The organism is Syntrophotalea sp. (genome assembly GCF_050253115.1).
Lineage (GTDB): Bacteria > Desulfobacterota > Desulfuromonadia > Desulfuromonadales > Syntrophotaleaceae > Syntrophotalea > Syntrophotalea acetylenica.
Genome location: NZ_JBFWJQ010000058.1, coordinates 1 through 14,659 on the forward strand (window position 1 = coordinate 1; position 14,659 = coordinate 14,659).

Here is a 14,659-nt window from a genome sequence, read left to right on the forward strand (position 1 = left end):
ACAGCCGACTTTGCGTCACGTGCCGGACAACTTGCGGCAGTACCAGCCCCGCCAGCACGGCCCACAGGGCAATGAATCCTGCCGTCCAGAAGATGAAACGTGTGATGGCCTGTCGCTGCTTGGCAAAAAACAGAGAAAATCGGTTGGTCATAATGTGATCCCGGTCGCGAGGTGACAGAAAACAGGATAGGTTGGTCCGTGCTTAAAGTCTATCCGCTTTTTGTCCGGAATCCAGGTTTTAAAACCCGACCACGGCTGGCTGGCAGCGCATCCGGCCGTTCAGAAACTGTGACGAATCGCCAGGTAAATATTTGTATTCTTCTCGAACTGGGCAAAAAAAGTGTGATGACAGTCGCCGACAAAGATGTTGGCTCCCAGGCTCATGGTAAGGTGATCGCTATATTTGTAACGTGCCAGCGGGCGCAGATAGGCGTCCCGGTCGCTGGGCGACAGGTAGGCGGACAAGGACAGTTCCAGGTTTTGGTCCATCAGCAGTTTGGTGCATTGCAACGTGACCACATGCCGGAACTGGTCCCCAGCCCCGCTGTCGGAAACGCCGGAGCGATAGCGGGCGTGATGCAGCATGTGCTCGACGTAATACTGCAGGCTGGCTGTAAGATCCCGGCCTATCTCCCGCGCATAGCCGAGCAGATAGCGCAACTCGGAATTTCTGACTGCCGGATCTCTGCCGCTCTGGTCCTCGCGTGAGCGGTACCAGGCGATTTCGGCGTTGCCGATGCCGCCGGTGACGGCGCCGCGCACACTGGCGCCGTAGACATCCAGTGCTGGAAATCGCTTGGTACCGGCCGATGTTTGGCCGGCCGGACTTTTCCAGAACCCCCGATAACCGTAAAATGCGTATTCGCTGCCGCCGATATTGCCGTAGATACGCAGGGCGAGTTCGTCGTCCCGCCACCAGCGATCGGGCCGGTCGGTGGATGCGTTGGCGTTCCGACCCGTGAGGCTGCCGAGGCTGCCATCCCAATGGGAAACATAGCGCCCGGTGATGTAACGATCCGCATCGAACCGCGGCGTGTAGACCACATCCACATTCGCCAGACTGGAAAACAGGCTGATCTTGACGGCGTCGGACGGTGCCTTGAGATACTCGGCATCCCGGCCTATAAAAAAGGACTGCCAATCCTTGGGAAACAGATCGTTGAGAAACACCAGTTCCCCGGTGCCCCAGGTCAGCACCTGCCGGCCCAACTTGATGTCCACGGCGCCATACGGACGCAAAAAGACCCAGGCCTCGCGCGTGTCGTATTCGATGCTGTTTGTTACAGCGTCACCCCACACATCCCCTTTGTACTTACCTTCCAGCCGATCGTTGCCGGCATACAACTCCCCTTGCAGGCGCCCTCGGCCACCGGCAGGCCGGTGATGTGGTAGGACTCGTTGCCACCCATCCGAGCGATTTTTTTGTTGAGCTCGGTATAGACCCGGTAGCTGAGCAGCTTGTCCGTCAGGGGCAGATAGAGGCAGATGGCCTTGCCGTCCTCGGACACCATGTGTTTGAGCAGCAGCGGATTGGAAAGGGCCCTGTCCCGCACGGCCAGCGCTTCTTGCCGGGTGCGCGGCGGATGAGCCATGAGCCAGTCGAAGCGTAGCGTACCTGGTCCGTCCTGGCTGATGTGATCGACCAGGGACGGTGCGATCATGTCCACCTCGATGACTCCGGCGGTGCGGTCGGGATGGTCTGCGTCCGGCCAGCGCAGGGTTTTGGCGAAAGCGGTCAATTCGTCAATACGCCGCAGGGTGGCCGGGTTGAACACACCGTCCGGGTGTTGCTCGTTGATAATACCCAGCACCACGGTATCGCTCAGATCAAAGCGTTTTTTTGTCTGGTTGTGAAAGATCCGCGCCGGTTCGCTGTGCGCCAGCATGTTTTCGGGGTCGGTATCGATCGTGACCTGCGGCAAAAACACACCGGCCGCCAGGGTCAACATCAACACGCCTGCGGTGGCCAGACGGTAATGACGAATGGCAAAATTGATCAGAAGGTTTTTCAGGATATCCATATCCATTGCTCCAGAAATCAGACGAAAGCCGTCAGAGGGCGACCGGAATCCGGGCCGGAGAAACGGGTCGATCAGTCCCGCCAGCCTTGCAAGGAAGCCATCAGGCCCGCCACCCGGTTTTTGATATCGGCCAGGTCGCCGGCATGCGGCCGGTTGCGAATATCTCCCAGGCGGCCTTGGATGTTCAGGTGGTTCCGGCCGTTGAAGGTGCCGACCACATGCCAGGCATCCAGTACCGTGAAGCGCAAATGCTCCAGGAAAGAACGCAACCAGGCCGTCATCGGCAAGGCCTCGTGCTCGCCGATATGGGGGCCGGCAAAAGTGCCGAAGCACACGGCGAATTTTCCGGGCTGGGCGGGCGCTGCTGGCAGGATCAAGCCTTTGTTGCTGGCGTCATGCAGTATTTTGCGGGCAAAATCCATCATGACCGGCGCCGGCAGCCAGTCGATCACGGGTGAGCCGATAAAAACCAGGTCGTAGCTGTGCAGATCGATGGCGAGATTTTTTTCCACTTTCGTTAGGTGCGGTATTGCGCCGTTGTCCGTCAGGGCTTCGCTGATGGCCCGGGCCACTTTTTCCGTGTTGCCTCCCAGCGATTCGAATAGAACCAGGGTTCTCATGGCATCACTCCTCTTTCTGAAAAAGCTGCATGAAGTGCCAGGCTCCAACTTCGAACAGGCCGGCAGGGTGCAGGCCGATCATCTCCTGCAACTCTTGAGGGGAGCGGCGCATGTCCAGGGGAGGGCCGATGGGCGTTGGTCGCTTAACCAAATCCACAATGGCCAGGCGGCCGCCCGGCTTCAGCAGACGCCGCACCTGCCGATTGAATCCCCCCACCTGGTCTTCGGAAAAGATATGAAACACGTTGGATAAGTAGATCAGATCGACAAACCCGGACGGCAGGGGAATGACGGTGGTAATGTCGGCTGTTAACGGATAAATGACGGCGCTCGCGGGCGTTTCCTCGTCATCCGATATTTCCGGCGCCGTCCGGTCGATGGCATAGACACGGCCCGCGCCACCCAGAGCGCGGGCGAACAGCCTTGTCATATAGCCGCTGCCGCAGCCTGCGTCCACGATGATCTGGCCGGGTCGGATTGCCAAGGCTTCGAGGATGGCGTTTTTGTCCAGGTACGGTTCCGAAGACCTGCTTCCAGGATGGCCGTTGTGCATCGGGTCAAGCGGTATGCAAGGTTGCTGTTGGGGTGCGGAAGGGGTGCCGGTGCGGGAGTTTTCCGATTCGCTCATGGTGTGCTCCGTTGTTTTTGCCATGGGAAAAATAAGGGTTGCTCCGCGGGATGAAATATCCGATGTCAGCAGAGTATAGTGCCGCACAGTGGCCCTATTCTGCCCGGAGAGGCACTTTTTCTGCCCCGTGACACACGTCGGTTTGTGCCCCGATAACGGAATCGACGGCAGGTATGATTTTCCAGCAAGCGAAAGCGGCGGGAACCTGAAAGGAGCCAGGAATTACCGAAGGATCAGGCGGAGCAGGTGAATGGAGAAAAAAGAGGACTGCTATCCGGCAAGGTTTTGCAGATACGTCATTGCTGAAAAAAGGCGAATCAAGGAAGCGGGATGCTGACCCGGGCGGATTTGAGGAAGGTTTTGGGGAGCACGCCGAAGCGTTTTTTGAAGGCGGCGCTGAAATGACTGACGTTGGTGTAGCCCACGGTCCACGCTACCTGGCTGACGTTCAGTTCACCCTGCTCGAACAGCAGCCTGGCCTGCTGCATCTGGTGTTCCCGGAGTTGGCCGTATACCGTGGTGCCGAACAACTCCCGGAAGCCGGCTCCCAGCCTGTTCACTCCCATGCCTACCTGCCGGGCCAGCTCCGGCAAAGCCGGCGGACAGGCCGGATCCCGCAGCAGGATTTCCCGGGCGGCGAGAAGGCGCTCACGGTCCGCCGGACGCAGGGCGGTGCGGTGGGTCGCGCGCCCTTTGCAGGTTCCGAGCCAGGCCAGCTGCAGGGAGATGAGTTCCAGTGCCTTGCCTTCCAGAAACAGGCGGCCGGGCATGCCGGGCAAAGGGCCGTTGGAGAGCTGGCAGGCGACGATGCGGGCCGCCGGGTCCATTTCGCCCTGGCAGAAATAACCTTCGGTCGCCGTTCCTTCGACAACCCGCCGGAAGTCGGCCGGGATCAGATCCTGTTCGCCCTCCAGCAGAGCGCTCAGCGCCTGCCGCTCCATATGCACATGCAGGATCCGCATGCTGCGTTGCGCCGGGATTTCGACAACGCCCTCGGCATATGGCAAAAAGGCGATGCCTCCCTGGCCGGGGCTGTTGTATATTTCTCTTTTCGCGGGTGACGCACCCCGGAAGCTGTTGCGCATGTCCCCGGCCAGAACAATGCCGAAGTCGATGCAAGCATGCCTCTTTTCGTAGCGGAAGCGGATACCGGCCGCGGGGCTGATATCCACGGTGCTCAGCCAGAGCCCTTCCCGTAATCGTGTCTCGCGCACCTTTATTTCTTCCGGAGGATCCAGAATGGTCACCCCGGCGCAACAGCAGCTCCGGGCGACAGGCGTTGTGTTTTTGCGGCCTGCAACATCGCTTGTCATGTCCTGCCCTTGGATCGAGATTCCGGCCATGCCTGGTACTCCTGCGGATTTTTTCAGGATATAGTAGGGTTGCATGCGTGTTTCAGCTTCCCATAATGTGCCGGCCTGGTGCAAGATCCTTCCAGGTTTTATCCGTATGTTTGATGAAAACCTGTGATTTTTGACGAGGCTGGGTGCAGGGAGCCGGCCTTTAGAAAATGCATCATGGCATAAACCAAAACGAAAACAGGAGGGAATGTTCATGCCGAAGCTTCACCTGATTTATTTTTCTCCGACCGGTACCACCCGTAAAACAGTCACCGGCATTGCCGGGGGCATGGGCGCGGGGCAGACGACGACTTATGATCTGACGCTGCCGGACGCAATGCCTGAAGCCGTACTGAAGGACGGCGCGGCGATCATCGGCGTTCCGGTGTACGCCGGCCGGGTACCGGAGCTTTTTCTGCGGCGCCTGCGAGGTATTTCTTCGTGCGGCGTGCCTGCCGTGTTGGTGGCGGTTTACGGCAACCGTGCCTTCGAGGATGCCCTCGTCGAACTGCGCGATGTCGCAACCGCAAAGGGTTTCAAGGTCATTGCCGCAGCCGCTTTCATCGGTGAGCACTCCTTTTCCACCTCGACTCTGCCCATCGCCACCGGCCGACCCGACGGGGACGACCTGAAACTTGCTGCAGTCTTCGGCGAACGGGTCGCGGCTAAAATCGCGCGCGGCGCCCTCGATACGCCGATGATCGATGGCCAAACCCCTTACCGCGAAGGGATGAAAGCGGGTAAGATGGCGCCGGAGACCGACAGCGCTGCATGCACCCTGTGTGGTGCATGTGCGACGGCTTGTCCGGTGGGGGCGATCCGAGTTGCCGCCAGGGTGACGACCGATGCCGCGGGCTGCATCTGGTGCTGTGCCTGTGTCAAAGCCTGCAAAACCGGCGCCCGCACCCTGAACCCGCCAGGCATCGTGGCATTGCGGGAACGTCTCCACGATCAGTGCGGAACGCCCAAAGCGCCCCGGTTTTTTCTGTAGCCCGATTCATCTGTGCGTCTTGCCCGGATTTTGGCCCAAGATGACCAAATGGTAATGTTACCGTCATCTTGAGGTCACTTTGGTTTGCTATTTTCCTGAAAAGAATACGGTCCATTCCGTCGGGTAGCACAATTTGGCCGGTGGAAATCGTTGCTTGCATCTCCCGCAGCATCTATTTCGAGGGAAAATAGCCATGCCAGAACCGAGGTTCTTTGACAGGACAGCCAAACTGCCCGCTCGTTGCTGCTGCGCGGCTTTGGATGTGGTCGGACCGCTGCGTCCGCTGGTGAAATTTCTGGCGGTTGCCATACCGCTGCTCAGTTTGACGCGTCTGGGCATGGTCCTCTGGCAATGGCCGCGGGTACAGGCCGTCGACGGACTCTGGAAGGTGCTCGGTTACGGTATCCGCATGGACATGATCCTGCTCTGCTACCTGCTGGTGCCGGTCGCTTTGGGGCTGTTTCTGTTTCCGGTGCAATTGAACGGCGGGTCACTCTGGCAGAAACTGGCCTCGGCATGGCTGTCCTTCTGGATCGTTTTTATGGTGTTCATGGAGGCGGCTACCCCATCCTTTATCCTGCAGTACGATCTTCGCCCCAACCGCCTGTTTGTCGAATACCTCAATCATCCCAAAGAGGTGGCCTTGACCATCTGGGGCGGGTTCAGAATTCAGCTACTGATCGCGCTGCTGTTGACAGCGGTGGTGACTGCCGCTGTTCGCAGGATCTTCCGGCCGTCTGTCATGCCGGTGCGGCAGTGGAGCCTCGGCAAGCGCCTGGTGGTGTTCCCCCTGATTCTTTGCCTGCTGCTGATCGGTGGGCGCAACAGTTTCGATCACCGCCCCGCCAACCCCAGCACAGCGGCGTTTTCCAGCGATCACCTGGTCAATGAACTGTGTCTCAATTCCGCCTATTCGGTGCTCTATGCGATCTATCGTCTGAAGGACGAGACGGGCAAAACCAGAATCTACCCGAAAATGCCGCAGCAGGAAGTCGTACAGCGCATTCGGCGCGGCATGCTGCTGCCCCCGGACGCCTTCGTCTCTGACGAAATTCCCACGCTGCATCGGCAAAAACCCCTGGCTGTGCGGCAGCGGCCGATGAATCTGGTCATCATTCTGGAGGAGAGCCTGGGAGCGCAGTACGTAGGTGCCCTTGGTGGCAGGTCTTATACCCCTGAGCTGGATAAGCTGGCCGGGCAAGGATTGTGGTTCAAGCAGCTTTATGCGACGGGAACCCGCTCGGTGCGCGGTATCGAAGCGGTTGTCACCGGCTTTTATCCCAGCCCGTCGCGCAGCGTGGTGAAGCTGGGACTGTCGCAGAACAACTTTTTCACCATCGCCCGCATATTGAAGACCGCCGGTTACAAAAGTGATTTCATCTACGGTGGGGAGAGTCATTTCGACAACATGCGCGGTTTTCTTCTGGCCAACGGGTTTGATCGGGTGATCGATGAAAACGACTATCCGGCCCCGGATTTCCGGGGCACCTGGGGGGTTTCGGACGGTGATCTGTTCAAACGTGCCGACGAGGAATTCGATCGCCATGGCGACAATCCTTTCTTCGCCCTGGTCTTCACCTCTTCCAATCACTCCCCCTACGATCTTCCGGAAAGTCCGGCTGCAAACCTGACGGCGGGAAAAGGCACGGTTGCCAATGCGATCCGTTATGCCGATTACGCGCTGGGCGAGTTTTTCCGCAAAGCCCGCGCCTCGAAATACTGGGACAATACCCTGTTTCTGGTGGTTGCCGACCACGACGATGTCGTCAAGGGACCCAGCCTGATTCCGATAGAGCACTTCCATATCCCCGGCCTGATTCTGGGCGGGGGCGTCGAGCCTGCCGTATATCGTAAGATCGCCAGTCAGGCCGATCTGGCGCCAACCCTTTTGTCAATGATGGGCCTGCATTCGGAGCACCCCATGCCGGGGCACGATCTGTTGCAGCTTCCCGGGGATTTTCCCGGCCGTGCCATCATGCAATACGGAACGACCCATGCCTATATGCTTGGCGACCAGGTGGTGGTGCATGCGGCCGACAAACCATCCCGGCAGTTTACCTACAGCGCCGGCACGCTTCTGCCCGTCGTTCATCCGGATCCGGAACTGGTCAGGGATGCTCTCGCCACCGCGCTCTGGCCGAGCCTGGCTTACCGGAACCAGCAGTATGCCCTTGGCGAGCATTCCCTGGAGCAGGTCCGGGTGAACAGCGACTCCAGGGCGCTGGCCCAAACCGGCAACCGGAAAAAGTGAGCGCATGTCGCCACAGATCTCTGGCGAACGCCACGCCTGCGCCATTCCCCCTTTGCAATCCCCGGCAAGAGGCCCTAAAATAGGACCCGGGGAGCGGTTCTCCGCTCCCCGTCGCTTTTTATTGAGGCCGAAACACGGGGGAGGACCATGCGGATACTGCTGGTGGAAGACGATGTGCGAACCGCCCAGTTCATCAGGAAAGGTTTCAACCAGGCCGGGTTTGTGGTGGACAGTGCCGTGGACGGCATGGAAGGACTGCTGATGGCGGAGAACGGTGGTTACGATGTCGCCGTGGTCGATATCATGCTGCCCAAACTGGATGGCCTTTCGCTGATCGAGCGGCTGCGCCAGCAGCGCATCAATACGCCGATTCTGGTTCTCAGTGCCAAGAAAACCGTCGATGACCGGGTCCGTGGCCTGCAGACCGGAGGCGACGACTACCTGGTCAAGCCCTTCGCTTTTACCGAATTGCTGACCCGCGTCCAGGCCCTGTTGCGCAGAAGCCAGGCCCAGGAGAAACCGACCACCCTGAGCGTCGCCGATCTGACCCTGGATCTGGTGCGGCGCAAGGTTTTTCGTGGAGGTATTGAAATCGAACTGCAGCAGCGGGAGTTTTCGCTGCTGGCCTACCTGATGCGCAACGAAGGGCGGGTGGTTTCCAAAACCATGCTCATGGAGCACGTCTGGGATTATAACTTCGACCCGGAAAGCAATGTGGTCGAATCCCGCATCTGCCGCCTGCGCGACAAGGTCGATCTGCCGCGGTTCCGCAAGCTGATCCATACCGTGCGCGGGGCAGGCTATCTCCTCGAGGATAAAACCTAGCATGTTCCGTACTCTTGCCGCGCGTCTGACGTTCTTCTACACCCTCCTTTTCGCCGTGCTGTCGCTGGCGGTTTTCGAGACGATCGACAACAACCTGGAAACCAATCTGCTGCACCGCATCGATACGGAATTCAGCGGCGACGGCAGTGAATGCGTGGATATATACCGGGAGAACGGACTGGAGGGCCTCGCGCGGGAAATATATCTCGAAACGCAGGGCGAGGGCGACGAGAATGTTTTTATCCGTGTCTATTCGCCGGAATTCAAGGTCGTCGCCTCTTCGGACCTCCGCCGCTGGCAGGGCCTGCCACAACATACCCGGCAGCTGGAAGCGGCCCGCCGGGAGCGCTTCAAGACCATCTACCTCCCGGGAAATCCGGATCGGGTGCGGATTTTTTTTCAGGAACTCGGGGACGGCCACCTCATGCAGTTCGGCAAGATTCTCAGCGATGACGAGCAGCTTCTGAGCGACTTCCGCCGCGTATTTTACCTGTCTTTTGCGGTTATGCTGCTGGCAGGCATTCTGGTCGGCTTTTATGCGGCGAAGAGTTCCCTCAGCGGCATTCAGCGGGTCCGGCGCGGCGCCGACCAGATGAGTCGCGGGGACCTGTCGCAACGCATCGTTTTGCAGGGCGGCAGCGAGGAAATTCGTAACCTGACGTACAGCTTCAACCGCATGCAGGACCGCATACAGTCCCTGATCAGCGAACTGCAGAACGTCACCAACAATGTGGCCCACGATCTGCGCAGTCCGGTGACCCGCATGCGCGGCCTGGCGGAAACCACCCTGACCGGCAATCAGAGCCTGGAGGAGTATCGCGACATGGCGGGGGCGGTTGTGGAAGAGTGCGACCGCCTGGTCGGCATGATCAACATCATGCTGGAAATCGCCGAGACGGATGCGGGATTGCGGCCCCTGGCTCACCTGCCGGTGGATATCCGGGAAATGGTGCAGGACGTGGCGGAACTGTATTCCCCGGTTGCGCAGGATAAGGGCATCGTTCTGAAAACCCGGATCGCCGAGGCTTCCCTGATTGTGCATGGCGATCGGAGATGTCTTCAGCGGGCGCTCGCCAATCTGCTCGACAACGCCATCAAATTTACCCAGCCGGATGGCGTGGTCGAGGTCAGCGCCTCTGTCGAGAAGCATAGCGTTGTCGTGGAGATTGACGATAACGGACCGGGCATTCCCGCGGAAGACCTGTCCCGCATCTACGACCGCTTTTTCCGGGGTGACCAGAGCCGTTCAACACCCGGCAACGGCCTCGGGCTGAGCCTGGTGCAGTCGATCATCCATGCCCACGGCGGACAGGTCGCCGTTGAAAGCGCGGTCGGTCGGGGTACCCGGGCACGACTCTCCCTTCCCCTGTCCTGACGTGCCAGAGAAAGCGATCCGTCGATATGCACCGCTCATGCATCGATGCGGAAACCCTTAGGCCTGGCCGCCACTGACGGTGAAGCGTCACGATTGGGCCGGATTTGCAGTCCCGGGAAAAATTTGTGGGGCGGCGTTGTTACAGGTGTCCTGTTAAACAACGAAACAGTTGTCGCAGGAATGATTCCACCGCGCAAGGAGGCTCCAGGCGGCGACAGGCCGTTTTTCCCGCAGCCTTGTCGCTAACGGGCTCAATCGATATTCACCGAAACCGTCAAAGACGCGACCGCCACCAGGATATTGTCTCCGCAACCCAGGGCCGGCACTTCGATGCCGCGGGTCGAAAGGCCCCCTTCGACCGCTTCAAATTCCCTGGATCCGAAGGGGATCTCGGCCAAAACTTCTTCCGCGACGACCTCGTTGGCCTTCGGACATCCGATTTTCACCGCGATATGCATCTCGTCGGGGTCTTTGATGCCGACGATATCGAACAGGCCGCACAGGCAACTGCGGGAAATCGCGTCTTTAACCGCTCTTTTGGCCGCCTTGGTCGGATCGGCGCCGTGCAGGTCCGCTCCGTACCCCAGTTCAACAACAAAACGTTTGTATGGCATAGTGTCCTCTCAAGGCCTCCCCGCGCGATCCTGCAAGCCTGCCGGAACCTGACATGAATGCCGTTTTGCGAGGTCTGCGGAAATGAAGTTGTCCTGGCCTCTTGGCAGCGCTTTGCATGCGCATCGGCCGATGGATCATCTCTGTCACTGCAGATCTCGTACCGGTTTTTTCAATGGGGGGATGAGTGCCATTGGGCGGTTTTCAGCGCGCGGCAGGACGATTGGTCGCGAGATTAGAAATCTTGACGATGCCGGCGGGGAGCGCTAGCTTCATGAAGTTTTGTTTTTGATAGAGAGATCCGCTTTTTGTTTAAACCAGGAGTCACTCGTGGAATGCATGGATGTTTTCTACGCCAGCGATGACGGGTATGCCCAGCATCTTTGTGTATCGATGGCCTCGGTGTTGCGTCATGCCCAATGGCCTGTACGATTTCATGTCCTTGACGGGGGGATTTCTGAGAGCAATAAGGCCGTTATCACAAAACATGTGAAAAAATTTCCTCATTCGGAAATCGAATTTATTGTTGTCGATAACGATTTTTTCAAGGATTTTCCCATCTCGGAACGATTCACTGTTGCAAGCTACTACCGTTGCATTATCCATGAATTAAGACCGAATATTGACAAAGCCATATATCTTGATTGTGATGTCGTTGCGAGATGTTGTTTAGGTGAATTGTTCAATATCAATGTTACTGGATATTATGCGGCTGTTGTGGAAGATCCAAATATCATGATGGATGCCCGAAAGGGTTTACTCGATCTGCCCGACGACTGCCAATATTTCAATTCCGGAGTTCTGCTGTTGAATCTTCGGAAAATAAGGAAAGAATCCGTTTTTGAAAAAATAAGAGCCTTGATCAATAAATATGAAGAACATTTGACTTTTCAGGATCAGGATTTGTTGAATATGCTTTTTTTTCAAAAAGTGAAATTTCTTGAACCTTCCTGGAATGTCATGGAGATCGTTTATCGAAATGGGGGGAGGTTTTGTCAGCACAGGTTTTACGCCAATGAGTTTTTTGATGATTGTGCCAATAATCCGAGACTGATACATTATGCCGATCGATCGACATTGTGGTTTAAAAAACCAAACACCCACCTGCATAAATTCTGGCTCGATTATTATCGATATCTTCGGACTACGGACTTTTACAGGTTTTTCTGGCAGTTTCCGGTTTTTTTGCTTTGGAGGACCTTTGTTACAAAAAAGCTGATGAAACAGCTCAGAAGGTGGCTTTTTCGCATTCATTTTACCGATAACAGTCAAATTGTCAGGCTGTTCGGGGTCTATATCATGAACCGATCCGGAACCATGTGCGGATGATATTGGAAAGTATCCATCCGGAAGCTCCGGATGGATACAGCGTGGTTTTCATATGGGGAACGAGTCATTTTTCGTTGTGGCAAGGAAATCAAGGGGTTGCGCGGAGGTGTACATCGGTACGCCGCACAAGCAAGCCTGCGGATTGACGCCGCCACGGCGGAAAAGGGCCGTTCCCGGATGAAAATTAGAAAGGGAGGGGAGATGGCGCGGATATTGGTGGCGGGCGGTGCCGGGTTTATCGGTTCACATCTGGTTCGCAGGCTTCTCGTGCAGGGTCACGAGGTTGTCTGTGTCGACAATCTGTCGACAGGGTTTCTGTCCAACCTTGAGGATGTGCTGGGTTTTCCGCAATTTCACTTTGTGGAGGCGGATATTAGCGAACCGCTGGATGTCGCGTTTGACGCCGCCTTCAATCTGGCCTGTCCGGCTTCGCCTCCGCACTATCAGCGTCTGGCGCTGGAAACCATCGAAGCCTGCACCCTTGGCGTGCGCAACCTGCTGTCGGCGGCGCTGCGCCAGGGCGCGCAACTGGTGCATGCGTCCACTTCGGAAGTGTACGGCGATCCCGAGGTTCATCCGCAACCGGAACAGTACCATGGCAACGTGGGAACCTTGACCGAGCGGGCCTGTTACGATGAAGGCAAGCGCCTGGCCGAAACCCTGTGTTATGAATACCACAAACGGGGTTGCTCGGTCCGGATTGCCCGTCTGTTCAACACCTACGGTCCCTTCATGCATCGGGACGACGGCCGGGTGGTGTCCAATTTCATCGTCAGCGCTCTGAGCGGCCGCCCCCTGACTGTCTACGGCGATGGTTCCCAGACCCGCTCCTTCTGTTTTGTCAGCGACACGGTGGAAGCCCTGTTGCGTCTCATGGCGCTGCCGGCGGTGCATCTGCCGGTATTCAACCTTGGCAACCCCCGGGAAATGAAGGTGATCGACCTGGCCAGGCTGGTATTGCACCTGACCGGCAGCGACGCCCCAATCCATTTTCTGCCGCCGGCAGCCGCTGACCCCGGGCGCCGCAGGCCCTGTATCGAACGGGCCCGCCGGGCACTGGACTGGCAGCCGCGCGTGTCCCTTGAAACAGGCCTGCAGGAGACCATCGGGTATTTCAGGGAGGTTTTGCAGGTCGCTGGTGACGGCTTTGAAGCGGCATCTTTTGTGGCCTGCCCTTGAGAAAAGTCCAATAGTCCGACGGACTGTGCGGTGCTTTGTTGCTGGAGGGGGATATGTTTGTCTCGGTGCTGATCAACAATTACAATTACGCGGACTATCTGGAGGACGCTGTCGCTTCGGTGTTGCGACAGAGTCACGGGGATTTCGAGATCATTCTCGTCGATGACGGCTCCACGGATCATTCCCGGGATCTGATCGGGGAGCTCGTGCGCCGCGATGCGCGGGTCGTCTCCTGCCTCAAGGCCAACGGCGGTCAGCTGTCCGCTTTCAACGCCGGTTTTGCCCGGGCCCGTGGCGAGGTGCTGTTTTTTCTCGATGCGGACGATCGCTACCATCCGGATTACCTGGAAAAAGCCCTGGCCGTTTATCGAGAGCACACCACGTGCGACTTCCTGTTCTGCGCCTACGAATGTTTCGGCAGCGTCAATGAGCCGGTGTTGCTGGATTATCCCGCGTCGCTGACGGACCTTGGTTATACCGGGCTGCTCACCTATCATCGGCGCACGTGGATCGGAGCGCCAACCTCCGCTCTGTCCCTGCGCCGCTCCCTGGCGAAGCGGTTCTTTCCCATCCCCTTCGAGGAGGACTGGCGGATCTGTGCCGATGAATGCCTGATCCTGCTGGCATCCCTCTACCATGGCCGCAAATTCTGCCTCAACGAGCCCTGTCTGGGCTATCGGACCCACGGCGGCAATCATTTTTTCGGCCGCGACAGGCACCGGGACGCCGAGCTGCGCCGTAAACTCAACGCGGCACGGCTTGTCGCCCGGGCTGGCGAGGACCTGGGACAGTACCGTTATCTTGGCGGTACCGACCTGGCCCGCTTGCTGCTGCAGGAGGCAGCCACGGGCAATAAGAATCGTCGCCTGCTGCAGGCCTATGCCCCGGTGCTCGAACCGCTGCTGCCGAAACCCCTTCTGCGCCCCTGGCGCCGCCATCGAAAGCTGCGTCAGCTTGTGCAGAAAGCTCCGCTTCCCTGACCGGACAACCTGGCGGAACGAAAATTCAAATCCTGGTAAAGCAGATTTTTACGTCTGCGGTTCGGCTCCGGCCTCGATCTTTGTTTTATTCACCCGAAGGATTTTTAGTCGGCAGTAGCTGGTGCACTTTAAAGTGACTTGGGTTATTTGTATCCTTATTTTGAGGGCTGTGGTATGAGCATTTTTTGTTAAGAACAAAGGCTGCAAGATTTTAATCTTGCAGCCTTTGTTTACACTTTTGAAAAAACCGGGAATTAGAAGGGAATGTCGTCATCCGGGTTGAAGGGCGGCTCTTCATATTCAGTCTGCCGGGGCTGGTTGTTGCTGCCGCCACCACTGCGTTCCTGACGCGGCTCGCGGCGCTGGTATCCGCCGCCACCACCACCACCACTGTTGTCGTCCCCGGCGCGGCCGAGCATCTGCATCTGATCGGCGACGATTTCGGTGATATAGCGCTTGTTGCCGTCGCGGTCTTCGTAAGAGCGGGTCTGGATCTTGCCTTCGATGT

General features: G+C 57.8%; 14 protein-coding genes. 7 read left to right on the forward strand and 7 right to left on the reverse strand.

The genetic code is table 11. The features are described from left to right. Positions 1–279: 279 nt before the first annotated feature. The 5 genes from AB7E65_RS07700 to AB7E65_RS07720 all read right to left on the reverse strand — a co-directional run bounded on the left by AB7E65_RS07700 (position 280) and on the right by AB7E65_RS07720 (position 4,612). Positions 280–1,299 (reverse strand): hypothetical protein, encoded by a 1,020-nt coding sequence (locus tag AB7E65_RS07700; protein WP_428745592.1) that lies wholly within the window; start codon positions 1,297–1,299, stop codon positions 280–282. Further along, positions 1,281–2,021 carry a hypothetical protein gene (locus tag AB7E65_RS07705; RefSeq protein WP_428745593.1) on the reverse strand — a complete coding sequence of 247 codons (741 nt, stop codon included), beginning with the start codon at positions 2,019–2,021 and terminating at the stop codon, positions 1,281–1,283. The genes AB7E65_RS07700 and AB7E65_RS07705 overlap by 19 nt, the downstream gene beginning before the upstream one ends. A 71-nt stretch (positions 2,022–2,092) precedes the next feature. Then, positions 2,093–2,641, reverse strand: a complete 549-nt coding sequence (locus tag AB7E65_RS07710; RefSeq protein ID WP_428745595.1) for a flavodoxin family protein — start codon at positions 2,639–2,641, stop codon at positions 2,093–2,095. Between the two features lie 4 nt (positions 2,642–2,645). Then, on the reverse strand, positions 2,646–3,269 hold the full coding sequence (locus AB7E65_RS07715; protein ID WP_428745596.1) for a class I SAM-dependent methyltransferase: 624 nt from the start codon (positions 3,267–3,269) through the stop codon (positions 2,646–2,648). Between the two features lie 317 nt (positions 3,270–3,586). Then, positions 3,587–4,612: a helix-turn-helix transcriptional regulator gene (locus tag AB7E65_RS07720; protein ID WP_428745597.1), complete on the reverse strand. Its 1,026-nt coding sequence runs from the start codon at positions 4,610–4,612 to the stop codon at positions 3,587–3,589. 211 nt (positions 4,613–4,823) lie between these two features. Between AB7E65_RS07720 and AB7E65_RS07725 the strand changes: the two genes are divergently transcribed. From AB7E65_RS07725 to AB7E65_RS07740, 4 genes are all read left to right on the forward strand, one after another. After that, the gene (locus AB7E65_RS07725) at positions 4,824–5,600 is read left to right on the forward strand and encodes a 4Fe-4S binding protein (RefSeq protein WP_428745598.1); all 777 of its coding nucleotides are present in this window, start codon (positions 4,824–4,826) and stop codon (positions 5,598–5,600) included. A gap of 193 nt (positions 5,601–5,793) precedes the next feature. Continuing rightward, positions 5,794–7,851, forward strand: coding sequence for an LTA synthase family protein (locus tag AB7E65_RS07730; RefSeq protein WP_428745599.1), 2,058 nt, complete (start codon positions 5,794–5,796; stop codon positions 7,849–7,851). A gap of 147 nt (positions 7,852–7,998) precedes the next feature. After that, positions 7,999–8,676: a response regulator transcription factor gene (locus AB7E65_RS07735; RefSeq protein ID WP_072286104.1), complete on the forward strand. Its 678-nt coding sequence runs from the start codon at positions 7,999–8,001 to the stop codon at positions 8,674–8,676. 1 nt (position 8,677) lies between these two features. Then, positions 8,678–10,051 carry a sensor histidine kinase gene (locus tag AB7E65_RS07740; protein WP_320360803.1) on the forward strand — a complete coding sequence of 458 codons (1,374 nt, stop codon included), beginning with the start codon at positions 8,678–8,680 and terminating at the stop codon, positions 10,049–10,051. 251 nt (positions 10,052–10,302) lie between these two features. Here AB7E65_RS07740 and AB7E65_RS07745 read toward each other — a convergent pair whose 3' ends face one another. Continuing rightward, positions 10,303–10,665 carry a Lin0512 family protein gene (locus AB7E65_RS07745; RefSeq protein ID WP_320360804.1) on the reverse strand — a complete coding sequence of 121 codons (363 nt, stop codon included), beginning with the start codon at positions 10,663–10,665 and terminating at the stop codon, positions 10,303–10,305. A gap of 337 nt (positions 10,666–11,002) precedes the next feature. Here AB7E65_RS07745 and AB7E65_RS07750 point away from each other — a divergent pair, with 337 nt between their 5' ends. From AB7E65_RS07750 to AB7E65_RS07760, 3 genes are all read left to right on the forward strand, one after another. After that, positions 11,003–11,992 (forward strand): glycosyltransferase family 8 protein, encoded by a 990-nt coding sequence (locus tag AB7E65_RS07750; RefSeq protein ID WP_428745600.1) that lies wholly within the window; start codon positions 11,003–11,005, stop codon positions 11,990–11,992. A gap of 177 nt (positions 11,993–12,169) precedes the next feature. Then, the gene (locus AB7E65_RS07755) at positions 12,170–13,171 is read left to right on the forward strand and encodes a UDP-glucuronic acid decarboxylase family protein (protein ID WP_072287999.1); all 1,002 of its coding nucleotides are present in this window, start codon (positions 12,170–12,172) and stop codon (positions 13,169–13,171) included. 53 nt (positions 13,172–13,224) lie between these two features. Further along, a complete protein-coding gene (locus tag AB7E65_RS07760; protein ID WP_428745601.1) occupies positions 13,225–14,151 on the forward strand; it encodes a glycosyltransferase family 2 protein in 927 nt (308 codons plus the stop codon). A 254-nt stretch (positions 14,152–14,405) separates the two neighbouring features. Here the strand turns inward: AB7E65_RS07760 and AB7E65_RS07765 are convergent. Then, positions 14,406–14,659, reverse strand: a 254-nt coding sequence (locus AB7E65_RS07765) for a single-stranded DNA-binding protein (RefSeq protein ID WP_428745602.1), incomplete at its 5' end; no start/stop codon positions are given.

Bases quoted from the DNA above. Each gene is read 5' to 3' on its own strand.
- AB7E65_RS07730 (WP_428745599.1), top strand. From the start codon at position 5,794: ATGCCAGAACCGAGGTTCTTTGACAGGACAGCCAAACTGCCCGCTCGT.
- AB7E65_RS07745 (WP_320360804.1), bottom strand. From the start codon at position 10,665: ATGCCATACAAACGTTTTGTTGTTGAACTGGGGTACGGAGCGGACCTG.
- AB7E65_RS07740 (WP_320360803.1), top strand. From the start codon at position 8,678: ATGTTCCGTACTCTTGCCGCGCGTCTGACGTTCTTCTACACCCTCCTT.
- AB7E65_RS07755 (WP_072287999.1), top strand. From the start codon at position 12,170: ATGAAAATTAGAAAGGGAGGGGAGATGGCGCGGATATTGGTGGCGGGC.
- AB7E65_RS07735 (WP_072286104.1), top strand. From the start codon at position 7,999: ATGCGGATACTGCTGGTGGAAGACGATGTGCGAACCGCCCAGTTCATC.
- AB7E65_RS07705 (WP_428745593.1), bottom strand. From the start codon at position 2,021: ATGGATATCCTGAAAAACCTTCTGATCAATTTTGCCATTCGTCATTAC.
- AB7E65_RS07725 (WP_428745598.1), top strand. From the start codon at position 4,824: ATGCCGAAGCTTCACCTGATTTATTTTTCTCCGACCGGTACCACCCGT.
- AB7E65_RS07715 (WP_428745596.1), bottom strand. From the start codon at position 3,269: ATGAGCGAATCGGAAAACTCCCGCACCGGCACCCCTTCCGCACCCCAA.
- AB7E65_RS07710 (WP_428745595.1), bottom strand. From the start codon at position 2,641: ATGAGAACCCTGGTTCTATTCGAATCGCTGGGAGGCAACACGGAAAAA.
- AB7E65_RS07760 (WP_428745601.1), top strand. From the start codon at position 13,225: ATGTTTGTCTCGGTGCTGATCAACAATTACAATTACGCGGACTATCTG.
- AB7E65_RS07750 (WP_428745600.1), top strand. From the start codon at position 11,003: ATGGATGTTTTCTACGCCAGCGATGACGGGTATGCCCAGCATCTTTGT.
- AB7E65_RS07720 (WP_428745597.1), bottom strand. From the start codon at position 4,612: ATGGCCGGAATCTCGATCCAAGGGCAGGACATGACAAGCGATGTTGCA.